Raw genomic sequence first — 20807 nt, 5'->3', positions numbered from 1 at the left:
CCTGTGCTAGGCGGATTCTCCGCGCACCCGCGACTCGTACGCCTTGCGCGCCTGGGTGTCCACCTCGTCCAGGAAGGCGTGCTGCGCACCCAGCGACCGCGCGATGAAATCGCCCACCGCCTCCGGCAGCAGGCCCACGATCTGCGAGATCGCGCCCGCGACGGCCGTCACCCGCACCTTCGATTTGGGCTCGACGATCAGCTTGGCGATGGCGTCGGCGATCTCCTCCGGCTCGGCCGGGCGCAGCAGCTTGGGAGCCGTGACACCCGATCCCAGTTCGGTTTTCGTCAGCGTGGGCAGCACCGACGAGAAGCGCAACCCGGCCTCGCGGTACTCCTCGCGCAGCGTATCGGTGAACCCGAGCACCGCGTGCTTGCTGGCGTTGTAGGTGGCCAGACCCGGAATATGGGTCTCACCCGCCAGCGAGGCGATATTGATGACGTGCCCGCGCCCACGCGGCAGCATCCGCGCGATGGCCAGTTTCGAGCCGAGGATCACGCCATACACATTGATGTCGAGAATGCGACGGGTGAGCTGGTCGGGCTCGTCCACCAGCTTGCCGGTGGGCATGATCCCGGCATTGTTGATCAGTACGTCGATCGGCCCGAGGCGGCGCTCCACCTCGTCGAGGAACGATTCGAAGGACTGCTGATCGGTCACGTCGAGGCGGTCGTAGAGGTCGAAACCCCGTGCGGCGCCGGACTCCTTGACCGTCGCCTCGTCGATATCGCCGATGGCGATCTTCGCGCCGAGCGCCTGCAACGCGGTGGCGGTCGCCAGACCGATACCGCGGGCGCCACCGGTGATGACGACGACTTTGCCCGCGACGGAACCGAAGTCGGTCACTTCTTACCTCCAGAGATGGTGTTGAACACGGCCTGCACGCCCAGTCGCCGCATACCGCGGGTTCCGGCCGCCCGCATGGCCGACAGCGCGATGGCCAGCTTGGTGGGCGAGTAGGGGAACCAGAGCAGCTCCTTGGTCTGCGTCGGCAGCAGCGGCTTCGTAATCGCCTGCTGGCGGCAGTATTTGCGCACACCGTTGGGGCCGCCCCAGCGCGCGCCCACACCCGACTGGCCCCAGCCGCCCATGGGCAGCGCGAAGCTGAACATATTGGAGAACACGTCGTTGATGTTCACCGCGCCCGCATTGAGCTGGCGCGCAACGCGTTCCGCGCGGCCCTTGTCACCGCTCCACACGGAGGCCGACAGGCCGTAGATCGAATCATTGGCCAGCCGAACGGCTTCCGCCTCGTCGGCCACCTTCATGACCGGCAGGGTGGGACCGAAGGTCTCCTCGGTCATACAGGTCATGCTGTGGTCCACGTCGGCCAGCACGGTCGGCTCGAAGAGCGTGCCGACACCGGTGCGCTTACCGCCGGTGAGCAGCCGCGCGCCCGCGTCGATGGCCTGCTCCACATGCTTCTGCACGATCTGGGCCTGGTTCTCGTTGGCCAGCGCACCCATGTCGAACTGGGGTTCGCGGCCGTCCACCCCCTGGCGCACCTCTTTGACGGCGGCGGTCAGCTTGGTCAGGAACTCGTCGTAGACCGGCGCTTCCACGTACACGCGCTCCACGGAGATACACACCTGACCGGCATTGAAGAGCCCGCCGAAGGCGATACCGTGCGCGGCGCGATCCAGATCGGCGTCGGCCAGCACGATGGCCGGATCCTTGCCGCCCAGCTCCAGGCTGAACGGGATCATCCGCTCGGTACAGGCGGCGGCGATCTTGCGGCCGGTGGCGGTGGAGCCGGTGAACTGCACATAGTCCACGTTGTCCACGACGGCGGCGCCGGTCTCCCCGGCCCCGGTCACCACCGCGAAGACCGGCGGCGCGCCGATGGCCTCCCAGCCGCGCGCCAGCTCCAGCGCCGAAAGCGGGGTCACTTCAGAGGGTTTCAGCAGCACGGCCGCACCGGCGGCGAGCGCCGGAATCACATCGATGGCGGGCATGGCGAGCGGGAAATTCCACGGCGTGATGACGCCGACCACCGGGTAGGGGCGGAAGACCGTGGTCAGCGTCTTCACCCGGGCGAGCGGGCTGTGCGGCGAAGGGTGTTCGTCGGCAAGGAATTTCGCGGCGCGGCGCGCGTAGTAGCCGGTGAGGTCGATGGCGAAGGCCGGGTCGATGAGCGTGTCGATACGCGCCTTGCCGGTCTCGGACTGGACGACGTCGGCGAGGTGATCGGTGTTGTCCACCAACCAGTCCTGGAGTTTGAGCAGCCATTCCTTGCGGCCGTCCGGGCCGATGGCCTCCCACTCGGGCTGGAACAGGCGCAGCTCGCGGACCTTGGCTGCCACCGCGTCGGCGGAGTCGATCGGCACCGTGCCCGCGAGTTCACCGGTGGCGGGGTTGCGCACCTCGAACGAAGTCGGTTTGGCCGCAGCGGTTTTCGTCGCGCCCGCGGTATTCGTGGTGCCCGCGGTCTTGGCCGAGGCCGCGGCCTTGGCCGGGGCTGCCGCCTTGGCGGGGGTCTTCGACTCGGCCGCGACCTTGGCCTCGGCGGGCTTGGCGGCCTTGGACTCCGCCGGTTTCGCGGTCTGCGACGCAGCCGGTTTCGCGGTCTGCGACTCGGCAGGTTTCGCGGTCTTCGACTCGGCGGACTCCGAGGACGCCGCGGCCTTGGTGGTGCGCCGGGTGCCGGTGGATTTACGGGGCGTGGCCTTGCGGGCACCCCCGGGTTCGTTGTTGGTCACGATTGCTCTCCCACGTGCGCTACGTTGCGACGTGAGCTGTGTGACAGCTCACGAACTATGATCGTGACACAATTTCCGGTGACATTCTTGGCCCCATCGGTCAACTGTTCTGGCCGATTTTGTACTCCTTGCACAAATTCGGAGGTGGGTATGGCGACGGGGGCGACCAGTCCGGTCATTCGGCAGTGGATTGCCGACTTCGTGGCCGAGACCCTGCGCACCGACACCCTCGAACAGGTGGTGGCCCGGCTCGACAACGCGATCGTCGCCCGGGTCCCGGAGCTGGCCGACCGGGATATGCGCCGCGATCTCGCCGCCTCCACCCGCGCCCACGCATTCGAGGTGCTCAGCACGCTCACCCAGGACAATGCCGACTACCCGATTCCGGCCGAAGCGCACGCCTTCGCGCGCACCATCGCGCGGCGCGGCCACGATCTGCGGGTGCTGCTGCGCGTCTATCACGTCGGACAGGAGGCGGTGATCGACTACATGAGCGAGGTGGTCGATCAGCGGCGATTGCCCCAGGAGATCGAAAGATCGGTTCTGATAAGGCTTTTCGACCGCTCCACTCGCTGGGTCAGCACCTGCGTCGAAACTCTCACCGACACCTACATGGCCGAGCGCGAGCGCGGCCTGCGCGCCGCGCTCAATCAGCGCGGCGAGATCGTGCGCGCGGTGCTCGACGGCGGCGAACTCGATGTCGAAGCCGCCTCGGCCAAACTCGGCTACCGGCTCGGCGGGCATCATCTGGCGCTGGTGCTGTGGACCGACGAGGATCCGGTGGCGCTGGCCGGACTCGACAATTCCGGCGAGGCCGCCGACATGCTCGACCGCGTGGTCGCCCGCTGCGCCGCGGCCCTCGGCAGCGGCAGTGTGCTCACCCTCCCCTCCGGGGCCAGCTCGCTGTGGGCCTGGCTCGCGGTCGGCGAGGACACCATCGCGCTGCCCGACGCGGAGTGGCCGGTGGAGGCCCCGGTGCGCATGGCCGTCGGAATGCCGGGACCGCATCTGTCCGGTTTCGGCCGCAGTCATCGGGAGGCGGTGGCCGCCCGGCAGGTGGCCGAACGCGCCCGCACCGACCTGCCGCGCGTGGTCGGCTACCGCGAGGTGGAGGTGGCGTATCTGGCGGGCGCGGACGAGGACGCCATGCGCGCGCTCATCGCGCGCGAACTCGGCGTGCTCGCCGCCCCCGGTACCCATTCCGCACGCCTGCGGGAAACGCTGCACGCCTATCTGCGCGCCCGCCGCTCTCCGGACGCGGCCGCCAAAGCGCTCGGCGTACACAAGAACACGGTGCGCTACCGCATGCAGCGCATCGAGGAACTACTCGGACACTCCATGGACCAGCCGGGGCCCCGGCTGGAGATCGCACTCGACTGCGTCGCCGTGTACGGCGTGTGAGCGCGCTGCCGGGTACGGCGTGTGAACCCCGGCTACTCGCCCGCGGCTCGGCGCACCGGCTCCGGCTCGGTCTCCGGAATCGCGCCGCGCGCGGGCAATTCGGCCAGCAATTGCGTGGTGGCCGCCGCGATGGCCGCGACCGCCTTGTCCACCGCCGGTTTGGTCGCAGTGGTCAAACCCGACACTCCGCCCACTTTTCGCACGTATTCCTGTGCGGCGGCGAAGATTTCCTGGTCCGTGGCCGGGGGCTCCAGGCCGCGTAACAGGGTGATGTTCCTACTCATGGCCCAGAGGGTAGCGTTCGATTTCCTTGTGTGACAGGGCGAGAATCGGACATCGACGCGCCGGAGGCCGATCTGCGCCGCGCCGGAATACCGCGTGAACACCGCCCTGCGCTCTCGGCGAACACGGACCTGCGCTCTGGGTGAACACTGCCACGCACTATCGGCGAATAGCGGACTCATCATGATCCATGCGGAACAATCGGGGGTATGCCAGCCCGCGACGTGCCCACGCTGACGACCTTTCCCTACCCCGAGCTCGACGAGCGCGAGGAGGACCACTGGTCCGGTGCGCAGGTCGACGACAACGAATTGCGCGCGCTGGCGCTCGGCGGCTTCTATTCGGCGCGCTGGGACGCCTTCCACGACGCGCTGCTGCTCGGCCCCGAGCGTGAGCATCCGCTCGGCGACCGTCGCGAACTGGCCATCGACACGCTGACCGGGGCCTGGGGCATCACCGACGGCACCGAGGCCATGGCGTCGATGGAACAGCTGCTCGAGGGGATGCACTCGCCGCTCTACGCGCTGGTGCACCCGCTGGTCATGGCGGCCATCAACTCCCCGGAGCGGGACCGCTTCGGGGAACGCGCCGACCGGCACCGCGCGTTCCTGCGGCAGGTCGGGGCCTTCCGCGGCATGGACAATCCGGAAGCGCTGGTCCGCGATTACGACATCTGGTCCCAGGCCATCAAACTCGGCTTGACCGACCACTTGGTCCGCCCGCTGCCCACCGATATTCAGGCCTGGGACCTGGCCCGGGTGGTCGCCGTCGCCCGCATGGCCTACACCGCGGGCTACCTCGACGCCGACGTGGCCTGGGACTACCTGCTGCGCGCCCTGCCGCTGGCCCAGCGCAAATACCGCAACTGGCGGCAGTTCGGCGACGCCTACCTCACCGGCTGGACCTACTGGCAGGCCTGCGAGGACCTCGCCGAACTGAAGTCCGGCGGCGTGGACCGTCGCATGGAGCTGCTGCGGCTGTGGAACCGCCCGAGCAGCCCGTGGCGTCGGGTCGCCCTCCAGCCCGAGGACTGACGCCCGCGCTTCGCCGCCGCGAGAGACGCCCGCACCTCGCCGCCGCGAGAGACGCAGCCGCCCAAGACGATTCACGACCCGGACAAGATTTGTAGCCCAGACAATTCGTGCCCGCCGCGATAACGCGACGGGCACGAGCGTTTCGGTGCGTTCGGATCAATCCGGCACTGAGTTCAATCGGGCACTGAGCTCAATCCGGCAGGGAGCGCAGAATCCCGCGCCCGTACCGCTGGAACTGGGCGTCGTCGACCATGCCCAGCGAATGCCGCTCCACCAGCAGCTCCCATTCGGCGTACAGCTTGGCCACGCCCGGATCGGCGGGCCCGGCCGCACCATCGGCGGATTCGCGCTGAATCGCGAAATTCAGCCCGCCCGTGATGCGTTCGGTGTCGGCGCGGTCGCTGCCGGTGAAATGCAGCGTCAGATTGCCGTCGTTGATATCCACGCCGTATTCGCCCGGCGCGGCCCCCGTGGCCGACGAATCATCGGTGGTGCGCGCCCACAGCAACGCCGCGATGGGCATCTCGTGCGCGTAGCGGCGGCCCGATCCGACGGAGATGAAGATCATTCGAGTGGTGGTGACGGCCAGCAGTCCCGCGCCCCGCCCGGCGGGCGGCTGCGCGGTCACCACGGCCGACTCGAGGACGAACTCGTCGGGGGTGACATAGCGATTCAGCGCCGCCACCGCCGCTTTCGCCTCGCGTCGCGGCGCCATGCGGCGCACGGCACGGTCGACGTCGGCGCGGCTGGGACCGCTGCGACCCCAGGAGGGCGCGGGCGGGGTCAGGTCGGGGGAGGCCACCTCGAGGCGCTGGGTGGCCAGAATCTGATTGTTGATGCGCTCCACGATCACGGTCGCGGCGGGCACATCGTGTTCGGCGATCAGGACAGGCAGCGGTGTGCGGTCCGCCGGGACACCCGTCAGCACCGGCGTCGGATACCGCAGATAGATCTCTATGACGACGGCGTCGTCGGCGCGCCGGTTCAACCTGACCTTCAACAGGTCGCCGACCGGCACATCGAGAACGCGCTCGCCGTCCGTCCCGGGTCGCAGCACCGTCAACCGCCCGTTGCCGTGACGAACTATCGCTGTGGGTGTCCGTAGCTCGACGATGTCCATACCCCCTACGCTCGTGTTGTGTTGTCGGTCACGATAGGACGAACGTGCCATGATTGTGGCCAGTTGGGCCGACGCTCACGATGCTCGCCCGAAGGGTGTTGCGGCAGATGGTCGGGGAACCACCCGCGTTCTTCGGCCGTTTACCTGTTGAACTGCACAAGCTGCCGAACTGCGCGATGTAACGATGTAGACCGTACGCGGTAACGTGGCATGTCCGCATCCATTTCCCTGTGGAATCGGACGCGCTCGTGACGCACCACCGAAACAGCATCGCAGGCAAAACCGGAATCACCGGAAAGGACTGGCCGCCGGCCGACGCTCTATGAACCGCAAGACTGTGTTCCGCAACCTGGCCATAGTCGCGGGCTTCCTGCTCGTGATCTACCTGGTCAGCTACTTCAGCAACGACACGCGCGGCTGGAAGACTGTCGATACGTCGGTGGCGATCTCCCAGCTTCAGGACAAAGCCAACGTCGATTCCGTTCAGATCGACGACAAAGAACAGCAACTGCGCATCAAGCTGAAGAACGGCAATGATGCCACCGACGGCCAGAAGCAGATCATCGCGAAGTACCCGGGCGGCAGTGAGGTCTCGGCGCAGATCCTCAAAGACGTCCAGGATTCCGGCGCGCCCTACAACACCACGGTCAAACAGGACAGCTGGCTGAGCCAGATTCTGCTGTTCATGCTGCCCATGGTGCTGCTGCTGGGTCTGTTCATCTTCGTCATGGCCCGTATGCAGGGCGGTGGCCGCGGCGGCATGATGGGCTTCGGCAAGTCGAAGGCCAAGCAGCTGTCCAAGGACATGCCCAAGACCACCTTCGCCGATGTCGCGGGTGCGGACGAGGCCGTCGAAGAGCTCTACGAGATCAAGGACTTCCTGCAGAGCCCGGCCCGCTACCAGGCGCTCGGCGCGAAGATCCCCAAGGGCGTGCTGCTCTACGGTCCGCCCGGCACCGGTAAGACCCTGCTGGCGCGCGCGGTCGCGGGCGAGGCGGGCGTGCCGTTCTTCACCATCTCCGGTTCGGACTTCGTCGAGATGTTCGTGGGTGTCGGTGCTTCCCGCGTGCGCGATCTGTTCGATCAGGCCAAGCAGAACAGTCCCTGCATCATCTTCGTCGACGAGATCGACGCGGTCGGCCGTCAGCGCGGCGCGGGCCTCGGCGGCGGCCACGACGAGCGCGAGCAGACCCTGAACCAGCTGCTCGTCGAGATGGACGGCTTCGGTGAGCGCACCGGCGTCATCATCATCGCGGCCACCAACCGGCCCGACATCCTGGACCCGGCGCTGCTGCGCCCGGGCCGCTTCGATCGCCAGATCCCGGTCAGCAACCCGGATCTCGCGGGTCGCCGCTCGATTCTGCGGGTGCACTCGCAGGGCAAGCCGATCGCGCCCGACGCCGATCTCGACGGTCTGGCCAAGCGCACCGTCGGCATGTCCGGCGCGGATCTCGCGAACGTCATCAACGAGGCGGCGCTGCTCACCGCGCGCGAGCACGGCTCCGTGATCACCGGCGCCTCGCTGGAGGAGTCGGTCGACCGCGTCATCGGCGGTCCCCGGCGCAAGTCGCGCATCATCAGCGAGCACGAGAAGAAGATCACCGCCTACCACGAGGCCGGGCACACCCTGGCGGCGTGGGCGATGCCCGATATCGAGCCCGTCTACAAGGTCACCATTCTGGCGCGCGGTCGCACCGGCGGCCACGCCATGACCGTGCCCGAGGACGACAAGGGCCTGATGACCCGGTCGGAGATGATCGCCCGACTGGTCATGGCCATGGGCGGCCGCGCGGCCGAGGAACTGGTGTTCCACGAGCCGACCACCGGCGCGTCCTCGGATATCGACCAGGCCACCAAGATCGCTCGCGCCATGGTCACCGAATACGGCATGAGCGCGCGCCTGGGCGCGGTGCGCTACGGGCAGGAACAGGGCGACCCGTTCCTGGGCCGATCCATGGGCACCAATTCGGACTACTCGCACGAGGTGGCCCGGGAGATCGACGAGGAGGTGCGCAATCTCATCGAGGCCGCGCACACCGAGGCGTGGTCGGTGCTCAACGAGTACCGCGACGAACTCGACTCGCTGGCGACCGCCCTGCTCGAGCGCGAGACGCTGCACCGCAAGGAACTGGAAGAAGTGCTGACGACCGTCGAAAAGCGGCCGCGCATCACGGCTTTCAACGATTTCGGTGATCGCATTCCGTCGGACCGTCCGCCGGTGAAGACGCCGCGCGAACTGGCCGCCGAACGCGGTGAGCCGTGGCCGGACGAGGCGGAGGATCTGCCGCCCGTCGCACAGCCCGCCAATGGTTACCCGCAGCCCGCCGGGCAGCCCGCCTACGGGTACCCGCAGCCCGCCCCCGCCGGTTATCCGGCGGCCCCGCCCGCTCCGGCCTACGGCGGTCGGCCCGGCGGTACGCATGGTTCGCGGCCCGATTACGGCGCTCCGGCCGGATGGTCGGCCCCCGGATGGCCGCCGCAGGAGGAAGAGCAGCAGCAGGGTCAGCCGCCGACGCAGTCCTTCGGCGGGTGGGCCCCGGCGGGTGGACGGCAGCCGCAGCACGGCTACCAGCGGCCCGCGCAGCCGGAGTACGGCCAGCCGGGTTATCAGCCCGGTCAGCCGCCCGGCGGGAATGCCGATGACGACAACGACGGTTGGGACGGACCGAACGGTCGTCGCTGACGGCCGGTTCGTTACGCTCGATTGGTTCGCGGACCTCGGACCGACCGGCCGTAGGGTGCGACAACCACGCGCCCGAGGGACCGGAGTCCGAGGGGCCGCGCACCGGCCGCGCTGTCAGCGCGGACCTTGAACACAGGAGGTGTCGATTGTCGGCCAACAACCGTGTCGTCTCCGGCCCGATCGCGCTCGACACCGGTCGGCCGTTCGACCAGGAGCGAGCCGAGAACGCCGTGCGCGAGCTGCTGCTCGCGGTCGGCGAGGATCCGGATCGCCCGGGCCTCATCGACACACCCGGCCGCGTGGCGCGGGCCTACCGGGAGATGTTCGCCGGGCTCTACACCGAGCCGGACGCGGTCCTCAACACCACGTTCGACGAGGGGCACCAGGAATTGGTCCTGGTCCGCGACATCCCGATGTACTCGACCTGTGAACACCACCTGGTGTCCTTCCACGGCGTCGCGCACGTCGGCTACATTCCCGGCCCGCACGGCCGCGTGACCGGCCTGTCGAAGCTGGCCCGCCTGGTGGACCTCTACGCCAAGCGCCCGCAGGTGCAGGAGCGGCTCACCAGCCAGATCGCCGACGCCGTCATGCGCAAGCTGGACCCGCGCGGCGCGATCGTGGTAGTCGAGGCCGAACACCTGTGCATGGCCATGCGCGGCATCCGCAAGCCCGGCGCGAGCACCACGACCTCGGCCGTACGCGGCCTGCTGCAAACCAGCCCCTCCTCCCGCGCGGAGGCCCTCGACCTGATCCTCCGGAAGTGAGCGCTGTGTGCAATTTGCCTCCGCTTCGCTCCGGCGGGTTCGCGGCGCTGGAGGTCTCGGTTCTTCGCTCCTCCGCTCCTCCGCTTCGCTCCCCCGCTCCGTCAGTCCAGAACCGAGACGCGCCGCGAACCGAAGCGTCGCGAGGTTCGCGCTACGTTGCCCGGGTGTCTTGGAGCCGGGAGGCACGGTGACGTCGCCGCTGCTCGAACCGCGCGGGGGGCGCTCCTGCGTGGTGATGGGGGTCGTGAACGTCACCAGCGATTCGTTCTCCGATGGTGGGCGCTATCTGGATCCGAGTGTCGCTGTGGCGCATGGGATCTCGCTCTACGAGCAGGGTGCCGACATTGTCGATGTGGGTGGGGAGTCCACGCGGCCGGGGGCGGTGCGGATCGACCCGGTGACCGAGGCGGGGCGGGTGGTGCCGGTGATTCGCGGACTCGCGGCGGCGGGGGTGCCGACCAGCGTGGACACCATGCGGGCGAGTGTGGCCGAGGCCGCCATCGAGGCGGGCGTGACCATGGTCAACGACGTGTCCGGCGGGCGGGCCGACGCCGATATGGTGAAAGTCGTTGCCGCGGCCGGAGTTCCGTGGATTCTCATGCACTGGCGCGCCGAGGCGGACTACCGGCACACCGGGGCCGCCGAACAGTACGACGATGTGATCACCCAGGTGTGGGCGGAATTGCGCACCCAGATCGATCTGGCCGTGGCCGGGGGCGTCGACTACGACAATCTGGTGCTCGATCCCGGGCTGGGCTTCGCCAAGAACGCCGAACACAATTGGGAGCTGCTCGGCGGGCTGGCCGCCCTGGTCGGCGCCGGACCGCCGATTCTGATCGGGGCTTCGCGCAAACGCTTCCTCGGCTCGCTGCTGGCCGATGCCGAGGGCCCGCGCCCACCCGACGGACGCGAGGTCGCCACCGCGACCATCTCCGCGCTGGCGGCCGAACACGGGGCCTGGGGAGTGCGGGTGCACGATGTGCGCGCCTCGCTCGATGCCATTGCCGTCACCGATGCCTGGCGACGCGCGGAAACGCGGCTGCGCGAACGGCTTACGGGTAGGGACCGGCTCGGTCCGAGGGGGTTCCAGTGAGCACCGACCGCATCGAACTGCGCGGGCTGCGGGTATTCGGCCATCACGGCGTCTTCGATTTCGAGAAGCGCGACGGCCAGGAATTCGTGGTGGACGTGACGCTGTGGACCGATTTCACGGCCGCGGCGAAATCCGACGATATCGCCGACACCATTCACTACAGCGAATTGGCCGACCGGGTGGTGGAGATCGTCTCCGGGGAACCGCGCGATCTCATCGAGACGGTGGTCTCGCAGGTCGCCGACGAGATCATGGCCGATTCCCGGGTACAGGCCGTGGAAGTGGTGCTGCACAAGCCCTCCGCGCCGATCCCGCACTCCTTCGAAGATGTCCGGGTGGTCACCAGCCGTCGCCGGGAGGCGTCGTGACCCGGGTGGTGCTGTCCATCGGCTCGAATCTGGGCGACCGCATGGCGCACCTGCGCGGGGTCGTGGACGCGCTGCGCCCCCGGCTGCTCGCGGTGTCGGCGGTGTACTCGACGCCGCCGTGGGGCGGGGTGCCGCAACAGGACTACCTGAATGCCGTTCTGCTGGCGGAGGATCCGGAGTTGGAGCCCTCCGACTGGCTGCGCCTGGGCCAGGAATTGGAGCAGGCCGCCGAACGGGTCCGTGAAGTGCGTTGGGGGCCGCGCACTCTCGATGTGGACATCGTGTGGGCGGGGCACTCGCGCGAGGGCGAGCAGGTCGAATACCGCAGTGCCGACCCGACTTTGACGCTGCCGCATCCGCGGGCGCACCAGCGTGCGTTCGTGCTGGTGCCGTGGCTCGACGTGCAGCCCGACGCGGTGCTGGAGGCGGCGGGACGGCGGCTGAAGGTCCGAGAGTGGTTGTCCGCCTTGGACGCCGCCGAGGTCGAGGGTGTGCGGCGCACCGAATTGTCGTTGGGGCCGCTGTGATGTCGTCGTTCGTGGGGTGGCTGGCGTGAGACCGACGCGCGTACTGGATCTGTTCGCGAACCTGCTGCTGGCGGCGGTGGTGGCGTGGATCGCGACCAAGGCGGCGTACTCCAGCTTTCCGCCCATCTCGGTCTTCGCCGGGGCGTCCTTGCTGCCGGTGGCGGTGCTGGAAGTGGTGCTGGCGTTCGTGATTCGGGCGCGGGTGGGGGATCGGCGCATCGGGGAGGGGCCGGGGCGGCTGCATCCCATCACCGCCGCGCGGGCGGTGGCGCTGGCCAAGGCGTCGGCGCAGGTGGGGTCGTTGGTGGCGGGTGTGTGGCTGGGATTCCTGGTGTGGATTCTGCCGGAGCGCTCCGATCTCCGTGCGGCGGCGGGGGATACGCCGGGTGCGGTGGTGGGGCTGCTCGCGAGTGTGGCCTTGGTGGCGGCGGCGTTGTGGCTGGAGTATTGCTGTCAGGCCCCGAGTGAACCGCCCGATGAAGCGGCAACATCATAGCTAACGTTTTGATGGGAATCGCAGGCAACCTGGGCATCTGACCGTCTCCGACAAGCTACGCTGGCGGACATGGTTTCACCCTCCCGGAGCAGTGCTTCCCGTCGACGGCGGGAGGACGCGGGAAAGTTCTTCACCGGCATTCTGATCCTTCTGGGTCTGGTTGCCAGTGTGTTCCTGGTCTTCTCCGACAACGTACAAATGGTCCGTGTCGGACTGGTCGCCGCCCTGTGGGCGGCAGCGCTCGGAGCGCTCGCCGCGACGCGTTATCGCAGGGAAGCGGCTGTGGACAAGGCGAAAGTCGGTGACCTTCAGAAGGTCTACCAACTTCAGCTGGAACGCGAGGTTGCCGCCCGCCGCGAGTACGAGCTCGGCGTCGAGTCCCGTGTCCGTAGAGAGGTCGGCGCGGACAGTGCCGAACTGGCCGCCCTGCGCGCCGAACTCACCGTCCTGCGCGAGTCGTTGCAGCGTCTGTTCGACGGCGACCTCGGCTACGAGCGTCCCGCGCTGCGCGCCGATGCCGTCCGGGTGCAGGAACTGCCGCGTTCGAACGGTGAGGTCGCGGCCGAGGCGGCGAACGATAACTGGTCGGACGCCACTCCCTGGGACCCGTGGGAATCGCGCTCGGTGACCCCCGTCTTCGACGAGGACCACCCCGAGCCTCCCGCCTTCGCCAGCCCCTTCGACGAACCGGTCACCGCCGAGACCGCCGCCGTCTCCTCGGCCGACTACGACAAGGCCCGCGCCGAATACGCTTCCACCCGAGAGCAATTCGAGTCCCCCGAGGATTTCTCGGCCTTCGCCGAAGTCGAAGACGAGTCCCCTGAGGAATTCTCCGCCTTCGCCGAAGTCGAGGATTTCGACGCCGACTTCACCGACCTCGACGACAAATTCAGCCCCCGCGCCCAATTCGCCGACGACAACATTCCCCCCGCCGAGTCCCCTCGCCCCAAGCCAGCCGAGACCCGCCACACCGAACCCATCACGAGCCTGCGCGAACAACTCCAACAGGTCCCCTGGTTCGAAACCGACCTGGCCCCCGCGGGCAACGCCCCCGAACCGACCGCCACACCGTCGGTCTCGAAACAACCCAACCCCACCAATTCGACGGACACCTCGAAGACGGCCGAACAATCGGCAGCAGGAGACAAGAAGGCAACCCCCGACCCCAAGTCGCCAACCGACCCGAAGTCGCCAGCCGATGCCCCCGCATACGGCCCCCGTCTCCCCGCACCCCCCACCCGCCAAACCCCCTCCACCCCCATAGGCACCGCCAGCTCCCGCCGCCGCAGACGAGCCGACGAAGACGAACCCGACACCGGCCAACGCCTCTCGGTAGCCGAAATCCTCGCCAACCTCCGCTCCGAAAGCGACCGCTGACCCACCCCCACGGCCCCGCCCAACAACTACGGGGCGGGGCAGTTGCTTGCCCGGACGTGCCAGAGGTCTCGCTCCCTTTGGAGGTCTGAGGGCGGCCCCTGTAGTGGGGTTCGGCGGCTTGCGCCGCTTTCGGGGTTTCAGGGGCGAAGCCCCTGAGAAGGTTCCAGGAAGAGTCCTGTAAGACATCCCACAGTTGATGGCTCCGCCGAATCGGGGCCGATATTCTCGACGCGTAACGTCCGGTACCCGCGTGTCGCGGGACTGGAACGAAACTTTCGAGAGGACAAGGGTGACCTCGGACAAGGATGTCTGCGGGACCGACCCTGCGCCTGCACGGTTGACGGTGGGAATCGTCTCGGCGGGACGTGTCGGATCCGCGTTGGGTGCGGCACTCGAGCGTGTCGGTCATGTGGTGTTCGGGGTGTCGGCTATTTCGGATGCCTCGGTGCGGCGTGCCGAATCGCGGTTGCCGGATTCGCGCATTCTGCCCGCGGAAGACGTCGCGGCCAGCAGCGAATTGCTGATTCTGGCGGTGCCGGACAGCGAACTGGCCGGGCTGGTTTCGGGTCTCGCGGCGGCAAAGGCCGTGCGGCCGGGCACCATCGTGGCGCACACCTCCGGTGCCAACGGCATCGGCATTCTCGCGCCGTTGACCGCACTCGGCGCACTGCCGCTGGCGATTCATCCGGCCATGACCTTCACCGGTCACGACGAGGACATCGCCCGGCTGGCGAACGCCTGCTTCGGCGTCACCGCCGCCGACGACATCGGCTACGCCATCGCGCAATCGCTGGTGATCGAGATGGGCGGCGAGCCGGTGCGCGTCGCCGAGGAGAACCGCACCCTCTACCACGCGGCCCTCGCCCATGGGAGCAACCACCTGGTTACGTTGATTGTCGATGCCGTCGAGGCCCTGCGCGCCGCCCTGGCCGGGCCGGGCCTGCTGGGCCAGCAGGTCATCGACGATCAGCCCAACGGCTTGGCCGAACGCATGCTGGCCCCGCTGGCCTCGGCCGCACTGGACAATGCCCTGCGCCGCGGCCCCTCGGCCCTGACCGGCCCGGTCGCCCGCGGCGATGTCGACGCCGTCGCCGCCCACTTGACGGCCCTACAAGCTCTGAACCCCGATCTGGCCGCCGGTTACCGCGCCCAATCCCTGCGTGCCGCGCAGCGCGCCAAGACCAATCCCGCCCTGCTGGACCTGCTGGAAGGACGCTGATGGATCCGAAACTGCGGGGCACCTACCGCCCCGGTGAACTCACCGTGCTGCACGATCCGGCCGTGGTGGGCAAGGTCGTCTCCGCCCTGCGCGGCGTCGGCCGCAAGGTCGCGCTGGTCCCCACCATGGGCGCACTGCACGAGGGCCACCTCGAGCTGGTGCGCCGCGCCAAGCTCACCAACCAGGTCGTCATCGTCTCGATCTTCGTGAACCCCTTGCAGTTCGGCGCGAACGAGGACCTCGACAAGTACCCCCGCACCCTGGACGCGGATGTCGAACTCCTGAAGGCCGAGGGCGTCGAACTGGTCTTCGCCCCCAGCGCCAACGACATGTACCCCGACGGTCCCCGCACCACCATCCACCCCGGCCCGCTCGGCGACGAACTCGAAGGCGCTGTCCGCCCGGGCCATTTCGCGGGCGTCCTCACCGTGGTCGCGAAGCTGTTCAATATCTGCCGCCCGCACGAGGCGTTCTTCGGCGAGAAGGACTATCAGCAGCTGACCCTCATCCGCCAGATGGTCCGCGACCTGAACATGGACCTGAAGCTGGTCCCGGTCGCCACCGTCCGCGAACCCGACGGTCTGGCACTCTCCTCGCGCAACCGTTTCCTCGATCCCGAGCAGCGCGAACTGGCCACCGTCCTCTCGGCCGCCCTGGCCGCTGGCCGCCATGCCGCCGGTCTCGGCCCGGACAAGGTCCTGGAAGCCGCGAACTACGTTCTCGCCCAAGCCCCGTCGATCGAGCTCGACTACCTGGAGCTGCGCGGCTCCGATCTCGGCGAGGTCCAGCCCGCGGGCAATGCCCGGCTGCTGATCGCCGCCCGCATCGGCAGTACCCGGCTCATCGACAATATGGCCGTCACCATCGGCGTCTCGCAGGACGGCCATCCGACCACCCCCGACCAGCCCGCCCGGGCATCTCTCTAGGAAGGGCGACGACGATGTTGCGCACCATGATGAAGTCGAAGATCCACCGCGCCACGGTGACCCACGCCGACCTGCACTACGTCGGCTCGGTCACCGTCGACCAGGATCTCCTGGACGCCGCCGATCTGCTCGAGGGCGAGCAGGTCTGCATTGTCGATATCAACAACGGCGCCCGCCTCGAGACCTATGTCATCGCGGGGGAGCGCGGCTCCGGCGTCATCGGAATCAACGGGGCCGCAGCGCATCTCGTGCATCCCGGCGATCTCGTCATCCTCATCGCCTACGGCATGATGGACGAGGCCGAGCTGAAGCAGTACCAGCCCCGCGTGGTCTTCGTCGACGACCGCAATCGCCAGGTGGAGCTGGGCTCGGATCCGGCGCACGCGCCGGAGGGCTCCGGCCTGACCTCGCCGCGCTCGCTGTCGTTCGCCTGAGCGCGCGGGGCCAGCCATGCTGCTGACCATCGACGTCCGCAATACCTCCATCGAACTCGGCCTGTTCTCCGGCAGCGGTGAGCACGCCAAGCTCGTACGGCATTGGCGGATGCACACCAACCCGCTGTTCACCGCCGACGAGTTCGCATTGCAGGTGCGCGGTCTCATCGGCGCGGACGCCGAGCAGGTGACGGGCGTTTCGGCGCTGTCCACGGTGCCGCCGGTGCTGCGCGAACTCCGCGAAATGCTCACCCGCTACTGGGGCCACGTCCCGCACGTGCTGGTGGAACCCGGTGTGCGCACCGGCATTCCGCTGCTCGTCGACAATCCCAAAGAGGTCGGCGCGGACCGCATCGTGAACTGTCTGGCCGCCTATCACCGCTACGCCAATCCGGCCATCGTGGTGGATTTCGGCACCGCCATCTGCGTGGATCTGGTGTCGGCCAAGGGCGAGTTCATCGGCGGCATCATCGCGCCCGGGGTGGAGATCTCCACCGAGGCGCTGGTGGAGCGCAGCGCCCTGCGCCGTGCGGAGCTGGCCCGCCCCCGTTCGGTGGTGGGCAAGAACAGCATGGAGTGCATGCAGTCCGGCGCGATCTTCGGTTTCGCCGGTCTGGTGGACGGGCTCATCGACCGTATTCGCGATGAATTCGACGCCTTCGCGGGTGACGATGTGGCCGTGGTGGCCACGGGGGCCTCCGCCCCACTGATCGTCCCGGAATCGGAGACCATCGAACATCACGAACCGCATTTGACCCTGGACGGCCTGCGCTTGGTCTACGAGCGCAATCAGCAGCGCCGCCGATAAGACCGACCGCCCGGAAAGTGACGCAGTCGTCTCCAGACGCCTCTGTTGCTTTCCGGGATCGCGCTGTTAGACTCGCGCTCGTGTATTTCCGCGTGAGCACCCAGGAGTGTTGTCGAGGCTGATTCGCCTCGGCTGTCGTCGAGGCTTCCTCTAGCCCCTCGACCAACCACACATTCCTTGGAGTTTCGCTCATGCGTTCCTCTGTTCTTTCTCTGTCCTCCGCTACGCGCACCGAGTCCTCCGCTACGCGCACCGGCTCGGCGCTCCCGCCCGAGATCACCGAACGCGCGACCGCCTCGGCCTTGCCGACCCGTCTACGCCCTGCCGACCTGCTGCGTCTGACCGATGAGGGCGCGGAGGACGTGCTCGCGGGCCGCTACGACCACCTGCTGCCCGGCAATGGCCTGTGGCCCACCGAAAATCGTTGGGCGGTAAGGCTGCTCGCCGACGACGAGGTGGACGTCTGGCTCATCAGCTGGGTGGCCGACAAGTCCACCGAACTCCACGATCACGCCGGTTCGCTCGGCGCGCTCACCGTTCTTTCCGGCACCCTCTCCGAATTCCGTTGGAATGGCACCGAATTGCGCCGTCGCACATTGTCGGCCGGTGATCAGGCCGCGTTTCCGCTCGGCTGGGTGCACGACGTCGTTCGTGCCGACGATGTCGAAGCGGGCGATGTCGGCCCCTTGAATCCCACGCTCAGCGTGCACGCCTATTCCCCGCCGCTGTCGGCCATGTCCTATTACGAGGTCACCGGCCACGGCACGCTGCGCCGCACCCGAACCGTTCTCACCGACCAGCCCGAAGGTGAACTGGAATGAGCCACTTGACCATCGACGGCATGCTCGCGCAGGCGCGCCAGCGATTGCAGCGCGTCTACGCCTATGAACTGCCGCAGCGGTTGGCCCGCGGCGCGATTCTGGTGGATATCCGTCCGCAGGCGCAGCGCATCAAGGAGGGCACCATCCCGGGTGCGCTGGTGATCGAACGGAATGTGCTGGAGTGGCGGCTCGACCCCGCCAGCTCCGCGCGTTTGGCGCTGGCGACCGACCACGATGTGGAATGGATCATCACCTGCTCGGAGGGTTACACCTCGAGTCTCGCGGCGGCGACGCTGCAGCAGTTGGGATTGCGCCGCGCCACCGATCTGGTGGGCGGATATCAAGCGTTGAAAGCGGCCGGTTTGCTGACCGTGGCGGCCACCGCCCCGCACTTCCAGCGCGAGGTGGCCACGCTCGCGTGGCTGTGAATCCAATTTCGTTTCGTACCCGAATCGTGGCCGTGTCGTTATGTCTTACGTAGGGTCGCCCGGCCCGTAAAACGATTTCCCGCGCACGATAAGGTGGTGCTTCGTGAGCACCCCCAATCCCTCTTCCCCCGGTTCCGCCGCGGATTCGGTTGCCGCTCGGCAAACGAAGTCCGCCGCTGCCTCCGATTCGCGAACGGCTGTCGAGCACGACGTTCCCGAGCAGATGCGGATCCGCCAGGAGAAGCGGGAGCGCCTGTTGGCGCAGGGAGGTGAAGCCTATCCGGTGGTCGTGGCGCGCACGCACACCTTGGCCGAAATTCGCGCCGCCTACCCGGATCTGGCCGCCGATACCCAAACCGGCCAGCAGGTCGGTGTTGTCGGGCGCGTCATATTCATGCGCAATACCGGCAAACTGTGCTTCGCGACGCTGCAGGAGGGCGACGGCACCAAGCTGCAGGCCATGATCAGCCTCAATGGCGTCGGCGCGGATGCGCTGGCGGCCTGGAAGGCCGATGTCGACCTGGGTGACTTCGTATCCGTGCACGGCGAGGTAATCGCTTCGCGCAGTGGCGAATTGAGCGTCATGGCCGATTCCTGGGCGATGGCGGCCAAGTCGCTGCGCCCACTTCCGGTGGCGCACAAGGAGATGAACGAGGAGTCCCGCGTCCGGCAGCGCTATGTGGACCTGATCGTGCGCCCCGAGGCCCGGGAGAACGCCCGCACCCGCGTGGCGGCGGTGCGCGCCCTGCGCAACGCGCTGGAGCGCCGCGGCTTCCTCGAGGTCGAGACCCCCATGCTGCAGACCCTGCACGGCGGTGCCGCCGCGCGCCCGTTCGTCACCCACTCCAATGCGCTCGATATGGATCTTTTCCTGCGCATCGCGCCGGAGCTGTTCCTGAAGCGCTGTGTGGTGGGCGGTCTGGAGAAGGTTTTCGAGATCAACCGGAACTTCCGAAACGAGGGTGCGGACTCCACGCATTCCCCGGAGTTCGCAATGCTGGAAACCTACGAGGCGTACGGCACCTACGACGATTCCGCGAAGATGATGCGGGAATTGATCCAGGAAGTCGCGCAGGAGGTCTACGGCACCCAGGTGGTGACTCTCGCCGACGGCACGGAATACGACCTCTCGGGCGAGTGGACAACCGTGGAGATGTACCCCTCGCTGTCGGAGTCGATCGGTGTCGAAGTGACTCCGGAAACGACCGTCGAGGAATTGCTGGCGCTGGCCGATCGAGTCGGTCTGGAAATTCCGGAGGGCAAGGGCTACGGCCACGGCAAACTGGTCGAGGAACTCTGGGAGCACGTCTACAGCGACAAGCTCTATGCGCCGACTTTCGTTCGTGACTTCCCCGTCGAGACCTCCCCGTTGACGCGACAGCATCGCAGCAAACAAGGAGTTACCGAAAAGTGGGATCTGTACGTTCGCGGATTCGAGCTGGCAACCGGCTATTCGGAGCTTGTTGATCCCGTGATCCAGCGCGAACGTTTCGTCGACCAGGCGCGTTTGGCCGCTGCCGGTGACGATGAGGCGATGCGTCTGGACGAAGACTTCCTTGCCGCGATGGAGTACGGTATGCCACCGACGACTGGAACCGGTATGGGAATCGATCGGTTGCTGATGGCGCTGACTGGCTTGGGAATCCGGGAAACGATACTCTTTCCAATTGTGCGTCCGTCGGCTCGTTGAGTTCGTCGGATTGCATTGCCGATACCCACTTCAGGAGTATCGGAATTCAGCGGTATTCTGACTTCGGGTAATCGGCCTAGTTGCGGGTCGCACGATTTCGAGAGGACGTTCATCTCATGGCAAAGAAGGTCACCGTTAGCCTGATTGACGATGTCGACGGTGAGTCCATCGCGGACGAGACCATCGAGTTCGCTATCGACGGAGTTTCGTACGAGATCGACCTGTCGACTACCAATGCGGCCAAGTTGCGCGATGGTTTGGAGACCTGGGTTGCCGCCGCTCGCCGAGTGAGCGGGCGTCGTCGGACCAAGGCCGCCACGGCCGCGACCGCGGGCCCGAAGAGCCGGGTCTCGATCGATCGCGAACAAAGCGCGGCGATTCGGGAATGGGCGCGCCGGAATGGGCACAAGGTCTCGGCCCGCGGACGTATCTCCGCGGACATCACCGAGGCGTACAACAAGGCCGCCGCCAAGTAGTCGGTATTCGCGACCGCCGCTCGGGTGTTCGTGCGAGCCCGGGCGGCGGTTGGTTTTTTCATACCTTTTGCGCATAACCAGACATAGGTAGTGCGTACCCATCTCGAATGTGCGATCTTGCTCGTGCCGACCCGGCACGGCACCATTGAGGTGTGCGA

Annotated in this window: 21 protein-coding genes; 17 read left to right on the top strand and 4 right to left on the bottom strand. The window is 67.5% G+C overall.

From position 1 onward, the window contains the following. Positions 1-6: 6 nt before the first annotated feature. Positions 7-846 (bottom strand): SDR family oxidoreductase, encoded by an 840-nt coding sequence (locus ACIBH2_RS27545; protein ID WP_397122529.1) that lies wholly within the window; start codon positions 844-846, stop codon positions 7-9. Then, positions 843-2699, bottom strand: coding sequence for an aldehyde dehydrogenase family protein (locus ACIBH2_RS27540; protein WP_397122527.1), 1857 nt, complete (start codon positions 2697-2699; stop codon positions 843-845). Before ACIBH2_RS27540 ends, ACIBH2_RS27545 begins: the two co-directional genes overlap by 4 nt. A gap of 150 nt (positions 2700-2849) precedes the next feature. Between ACIBH2_RS27540 and ACIBH2_RS27535 the strand changes: the two genes are divergently transcribed. Next, the gene (locus tag ACIBH2_RS27535) at positions 2850-4100 is read left to right on the top strand and encodes a PucR family transcriptional regulator (protein ID WP_397122525.1); all 1251 of its coding nucleotides are present in this window, start codon (positions 2850-2852) and stop codon (positions 4098-4100) included. A 32-nt stretch (positions 4101-4132) separates the two neighbouring features. On the opposite strand, the gene ACIBH2_RS27530 is transcribed toward ACIBH2_RS27535, so the two are convergent. After that, positions 4133-4384, bottom strand: coding sequence for a DUF2277 domain-containing protein (locus tag ACIBH2_RS27530; RefSeq protein ID WP_397122523.1), 252 nt, complete (start codon positions 4382-4384; stop codon positions 4133-4135). A gap of 207 nt (positions 4385-4591) precedes the next feature. On the opposite strand from ACIBH2_RS27530, the gene ACIBH2_RS27525 reads away from it, so the two are divergent. Then, the gene (locus tag ACIBH2_RS27525) at positions 4592-5416 is read left to right on the top strand and encodes a DUF1266 domain-containing protein (RefSeq protein WP_397122521.1); all 825 of its coding nucleotides are present in this window, start codon (positions 4592-4594) and stop codon (positions 5414-5416) included. 190 nt (positions 5417-5606) lie between these two features. Here the strand turns inward: ACIBH2_RS27525 and ACIBH2_RS27520 are convergent, their stop codons facing one another. Further along, entirely contained in the window at positions 5607-6536 is a 930-nt protein-coding gene (locus ACIBH2_RS27520) for a hypothetical protein (protein ID WP_397122519.1), read from the bottom strand. A 322-nt stretch (positions 6537-6858) separates the two neighbouring features. Between ACIBH2_RS27520 and ftsH the strand changes: the two genes are divergently transcribed. The 15 genes from ftsH (at position 6859) to ACIBH2_RS27445 (ending at position 20649) form a co-directional block, all read left to right on the top strand. After that, positions 6859-9219, top strand: coding sequence for an ATP-dependent zinc metalloprotease FtsH (ftsH, locus tag ACIBH2_RS27515; RefSeq protein WP_397122517.1), 2361 nt, complete (start codon positions 6859-6861; stop codon positions 9217-9219). A gap of 146 nt (positions 9220-9365) precedes the next feature. Then, the gene (folE, locus tag ACIBH2_RS27510) at positions 9366-9986 is read left to right on the top strand and encodes a GTP cyclohydrolase I FolE (RefSeq protein WP_397122515.1); all 621 of its coding nucleotides are present in this window, start codon (positions 9366-9368) and stop codon (positions 9984-9986) included. 235 nt (positions 9987-10221) lie between these two features. Next, on the top strand, positions 10222-11079 hold the full coding sequence (folP, locus tag ACIBH2_RS27505) for a dihydropteroate synthase (RefSeq protein WP_397123051.1): 858 nt from the start codon (positions 10222-10224) through the stop codon (positions 11077-11079). Next, positions 11076-11447 carry a dihydroneopterin aldolase gene (folB, locus tag ACIBH2_RS27500; RefSeq protein ID WP_397122513.1) on the top strand — a complete coding sequence of 124 codons (372 nt, stop codon included), beginning with the start codon at positions 11076-11078 and terminating at the stop codon, positions 11445-11447. The genes folP and folB overlap by 4 nt, the downstream gene beginning before the upstream one ends. Continuing rightward, positions 11444-11974 carry a 2-amino-4-hydroxy-6-hydroxymethyldihydropteridine diphosphokinase gene (gene folK, locus ACIBH2_RS27495; protein WP_397122511.1) on the top strand — a complete coding sequence of 177 codons (531 nt, stop codon included), beginning with the start codon at positions 11444-11446 and terminating at the stop codon, positions 11972-11974. The genes folB and folK overlap by 4 nt, the downstream gene beginning before the upstream one ends. Positions 11975-11999: 25 nt before the next feature. Then, complete coding sequence (locus tag ACIBH2_RS27490; RefSeq protein ID WP_397122509.1) at positions 12000-12470, top strand: DUF3180 domain-containing protein; 471 nt, start codon at positions 12000-12002, stop codon at positions 12468-12470. Between the two features lie 69 nt (positions 12471-12539). Next, complete coding sequence (locus ACIBH2_RS27485) at positions 12540-13847, top strand: DUF6779 domain-containing protein (protein WP_397122507.1); 1308 nt, start codon at positions 12540-12542, stop codon at positions 13845-13847. Positions 13848-14136: 289 nt separating this feature from the next. Then, the gene (locus tag ACIBH2_RS27480; protein WP_397122505.1) at positions 14137-15066 is read left to right on the top strand and encodes a Rossmann-like and DUF2520 domain-containing protein; all 930 of its coding nucleotides are present in this window, start codon (positions 14137-14139) and stop codon (positions 15064-15066) included. After that, positions 15066-15992 (top strand): pantoate--beta-alanine ligase, encoded by a 927-nt coding sequence (gene panC, locus ACIBH2_RS27475; RefSeq protein WP_397122503.1) that lies wholly within the window; start codon positions 15066-15068, stop codon positions 15990-15992. The genes ACIBH2_RS27480 and panC overlap by 1 nt, the downstream gene beginning before the upstream one ends. Before the next feature lie 14 nt (positions 15993-16006). Then, positions 16007-16426 (top strand): aspartate 1-decarboxylase, encoded by a 420-nt coding sequence (gene panD, locus ACIBH2_RS27470; RefSeq protein WP_397122501.1) that lies wholly within the window; start codon positions 16007-16009, stop codon positions 16424-16426. 16 nt (positions 16427-16442) lie between these two features. Further along, positions 16443-17234: a type III pantothenate kinase gene (locus ACIBH2_RS27465; protein ID WP_397122499.1), complete on the top strand. Its 792-nt coding sequence runs from the start codon at positions 16443-16445 to the stop codon at positions 17232-17234. Between the two features lie 191 nt (positions 17235-17425). Further along, positions 17426-18055 (top strand): cysteine dioxygenase, encoded by a 630-nt coding sequence (locus ACIBH2_RS27460; protein WP_397122497.1) that lies wholly within the window; start codon positions 17426-17428, stop codon positions 18053-18055. Next, positions 18052-18483, top strand: a complete 432-nt coding sequence (locus ACIBH2_RS27455; protein ID WP_397122495.1) for a rhodanese-like domain-containing protein — start codon at positions 18052-18054, stop codon at positions 18481-18483. The genes ACIBH2_RS27460 and ACIBH2_RS27455 overlap by 4 nt, the downstream gene beginning before the upstream one ends. Positions 18484-18706: 223 nt before the next feature. Beyond that, complete coding sequence (lysS, locus tag ACIBH2_RS27450) at positions 18707-20173, top strand: lysine--tRNA ligase (RefSeq protein ID WP_397123049.1); 1467 nt, start codon at positions 18707-18709, stop codon at positions 20171-20173. A gap of 116 nt (positions 20174-20289) precedes the next feature. Next, positions 20290-20649: an Lsr2 family protein gene (locus ACIBH2_RS27445; RefSeq protein WP_397122493.1), complete on the top strand. Its 360-nt coding sequence runs from the start codon at positions 20290-20292 to the stop codon at positions 20647-20649. The last annotated feature ends 158 nt before the right edge of the window (positions 20650-20807 follow it).

Source organism: Nocardia sp. NPDC050406 (genome assembly GCF_044459025.1).
Classification (GTDB): Bacteria; Actinomycetota; Actinomycetes; order Mycobacteriales; family Mycobacteriaceae; genus Nocardia.
Note: the sequence above shows the minus strand (reverse complement) of the source record. Positions and strands in the feature narration are given on the sequence as shown.

Coding starts and splice junctions, on each gene's coding strand:
- ACIBH2_RS27460 (WP_397122497.1), top strand. CDS start 17,426: ATGCGTTCCTCTGTTCTTTCTCTGTCCTCCGCTACGCGCACCGAGTCC.
- ACIBH2_RS27445 (WP_397122493.1), top strand. CDS start 20,290: ATGGCAAAGAAGGTCACCGTTAGCCTGATTGACGATGTCGACGGTGAG.
- ACIBH2_RS27535 (WP_397122525.1), top strand. CDS start 2,850: ATGGCGACGGGGGCGACCAGTCCGGTCATTCGGCAGTGGATTGCCGAC.
- ACIBH2_RS27485 (WP_397122507.1), top strand. CDS start 12,540: ATGGTTTCACCCTCCCGGAGCAGTGCTTCCCGTCGACGGCGGGAGGAC.
- ACIBH2_RS27525 (WP_397122521.1), top strand. CDS start 4,592: ATGCCAGCCCGCGACGTGCCCACGCTGACGACCTTTCCCTACCCCGAG.
- ACIBH2_RS27455 (WP_397122495.1), top strand. CDS start 18,052: ATGAGCCACTTGACCATCGACGGCATGCTCGCGCAGGCGCGCCAGCGA.
- panC (WP_397122503.1), top strand. CDS start 15,066: ATGGATCCGAAACTGCGGGGCACCTACCGCCCCGGTGAACTCACCGTG.
- folP (WP_397123051.1), top strand. CDS start 10,222: ATGGGGGTCGTGAACGTCACCAGCGATTCGTTCTCCGATGGTGGGCGC.
- ACIBH2_RS27530 (WP_397122523.1), bottom strand. CDS start 4,384: ATGAGTAGGAACATCACCCTGTTACGCGGCCTGGAGCCCCCGGCCACG.
- panD (WP_397122501.1), top strand. CDS start 16,007: ATGTTGCGCACCATGATGAAGTCGAAGATCCACCGCGCCACGGTGACC.
- ACIBH2_RS27520 (WP_397122519.1), bottom strand. CDS start 6,536: ATGGACATCGTCGAGCTACGGACACCCACAGCGATAGTTCGTCACGGC.
- ACIBH2_RS27465 (WP_397122499.1), top strand. CDS start 16,443: ATGCTGCTGACCATCGACGTCCGCAATACCTCCATCGAACTCGGCCTG.
- lysS (WP_397123049.1), top strand. CDS start 18,707: ATGCGGATCCGCCAGGAGAAGCGGGAGCGCCTGTTGGCGCAGGGAGGT.
- ftsH (WP_397122517.1), top strand. CDS start 6,859: ATGAACCGCAAGACTGTGTTCCGCAACCTGGCCATAGTCGCGGGCTTC.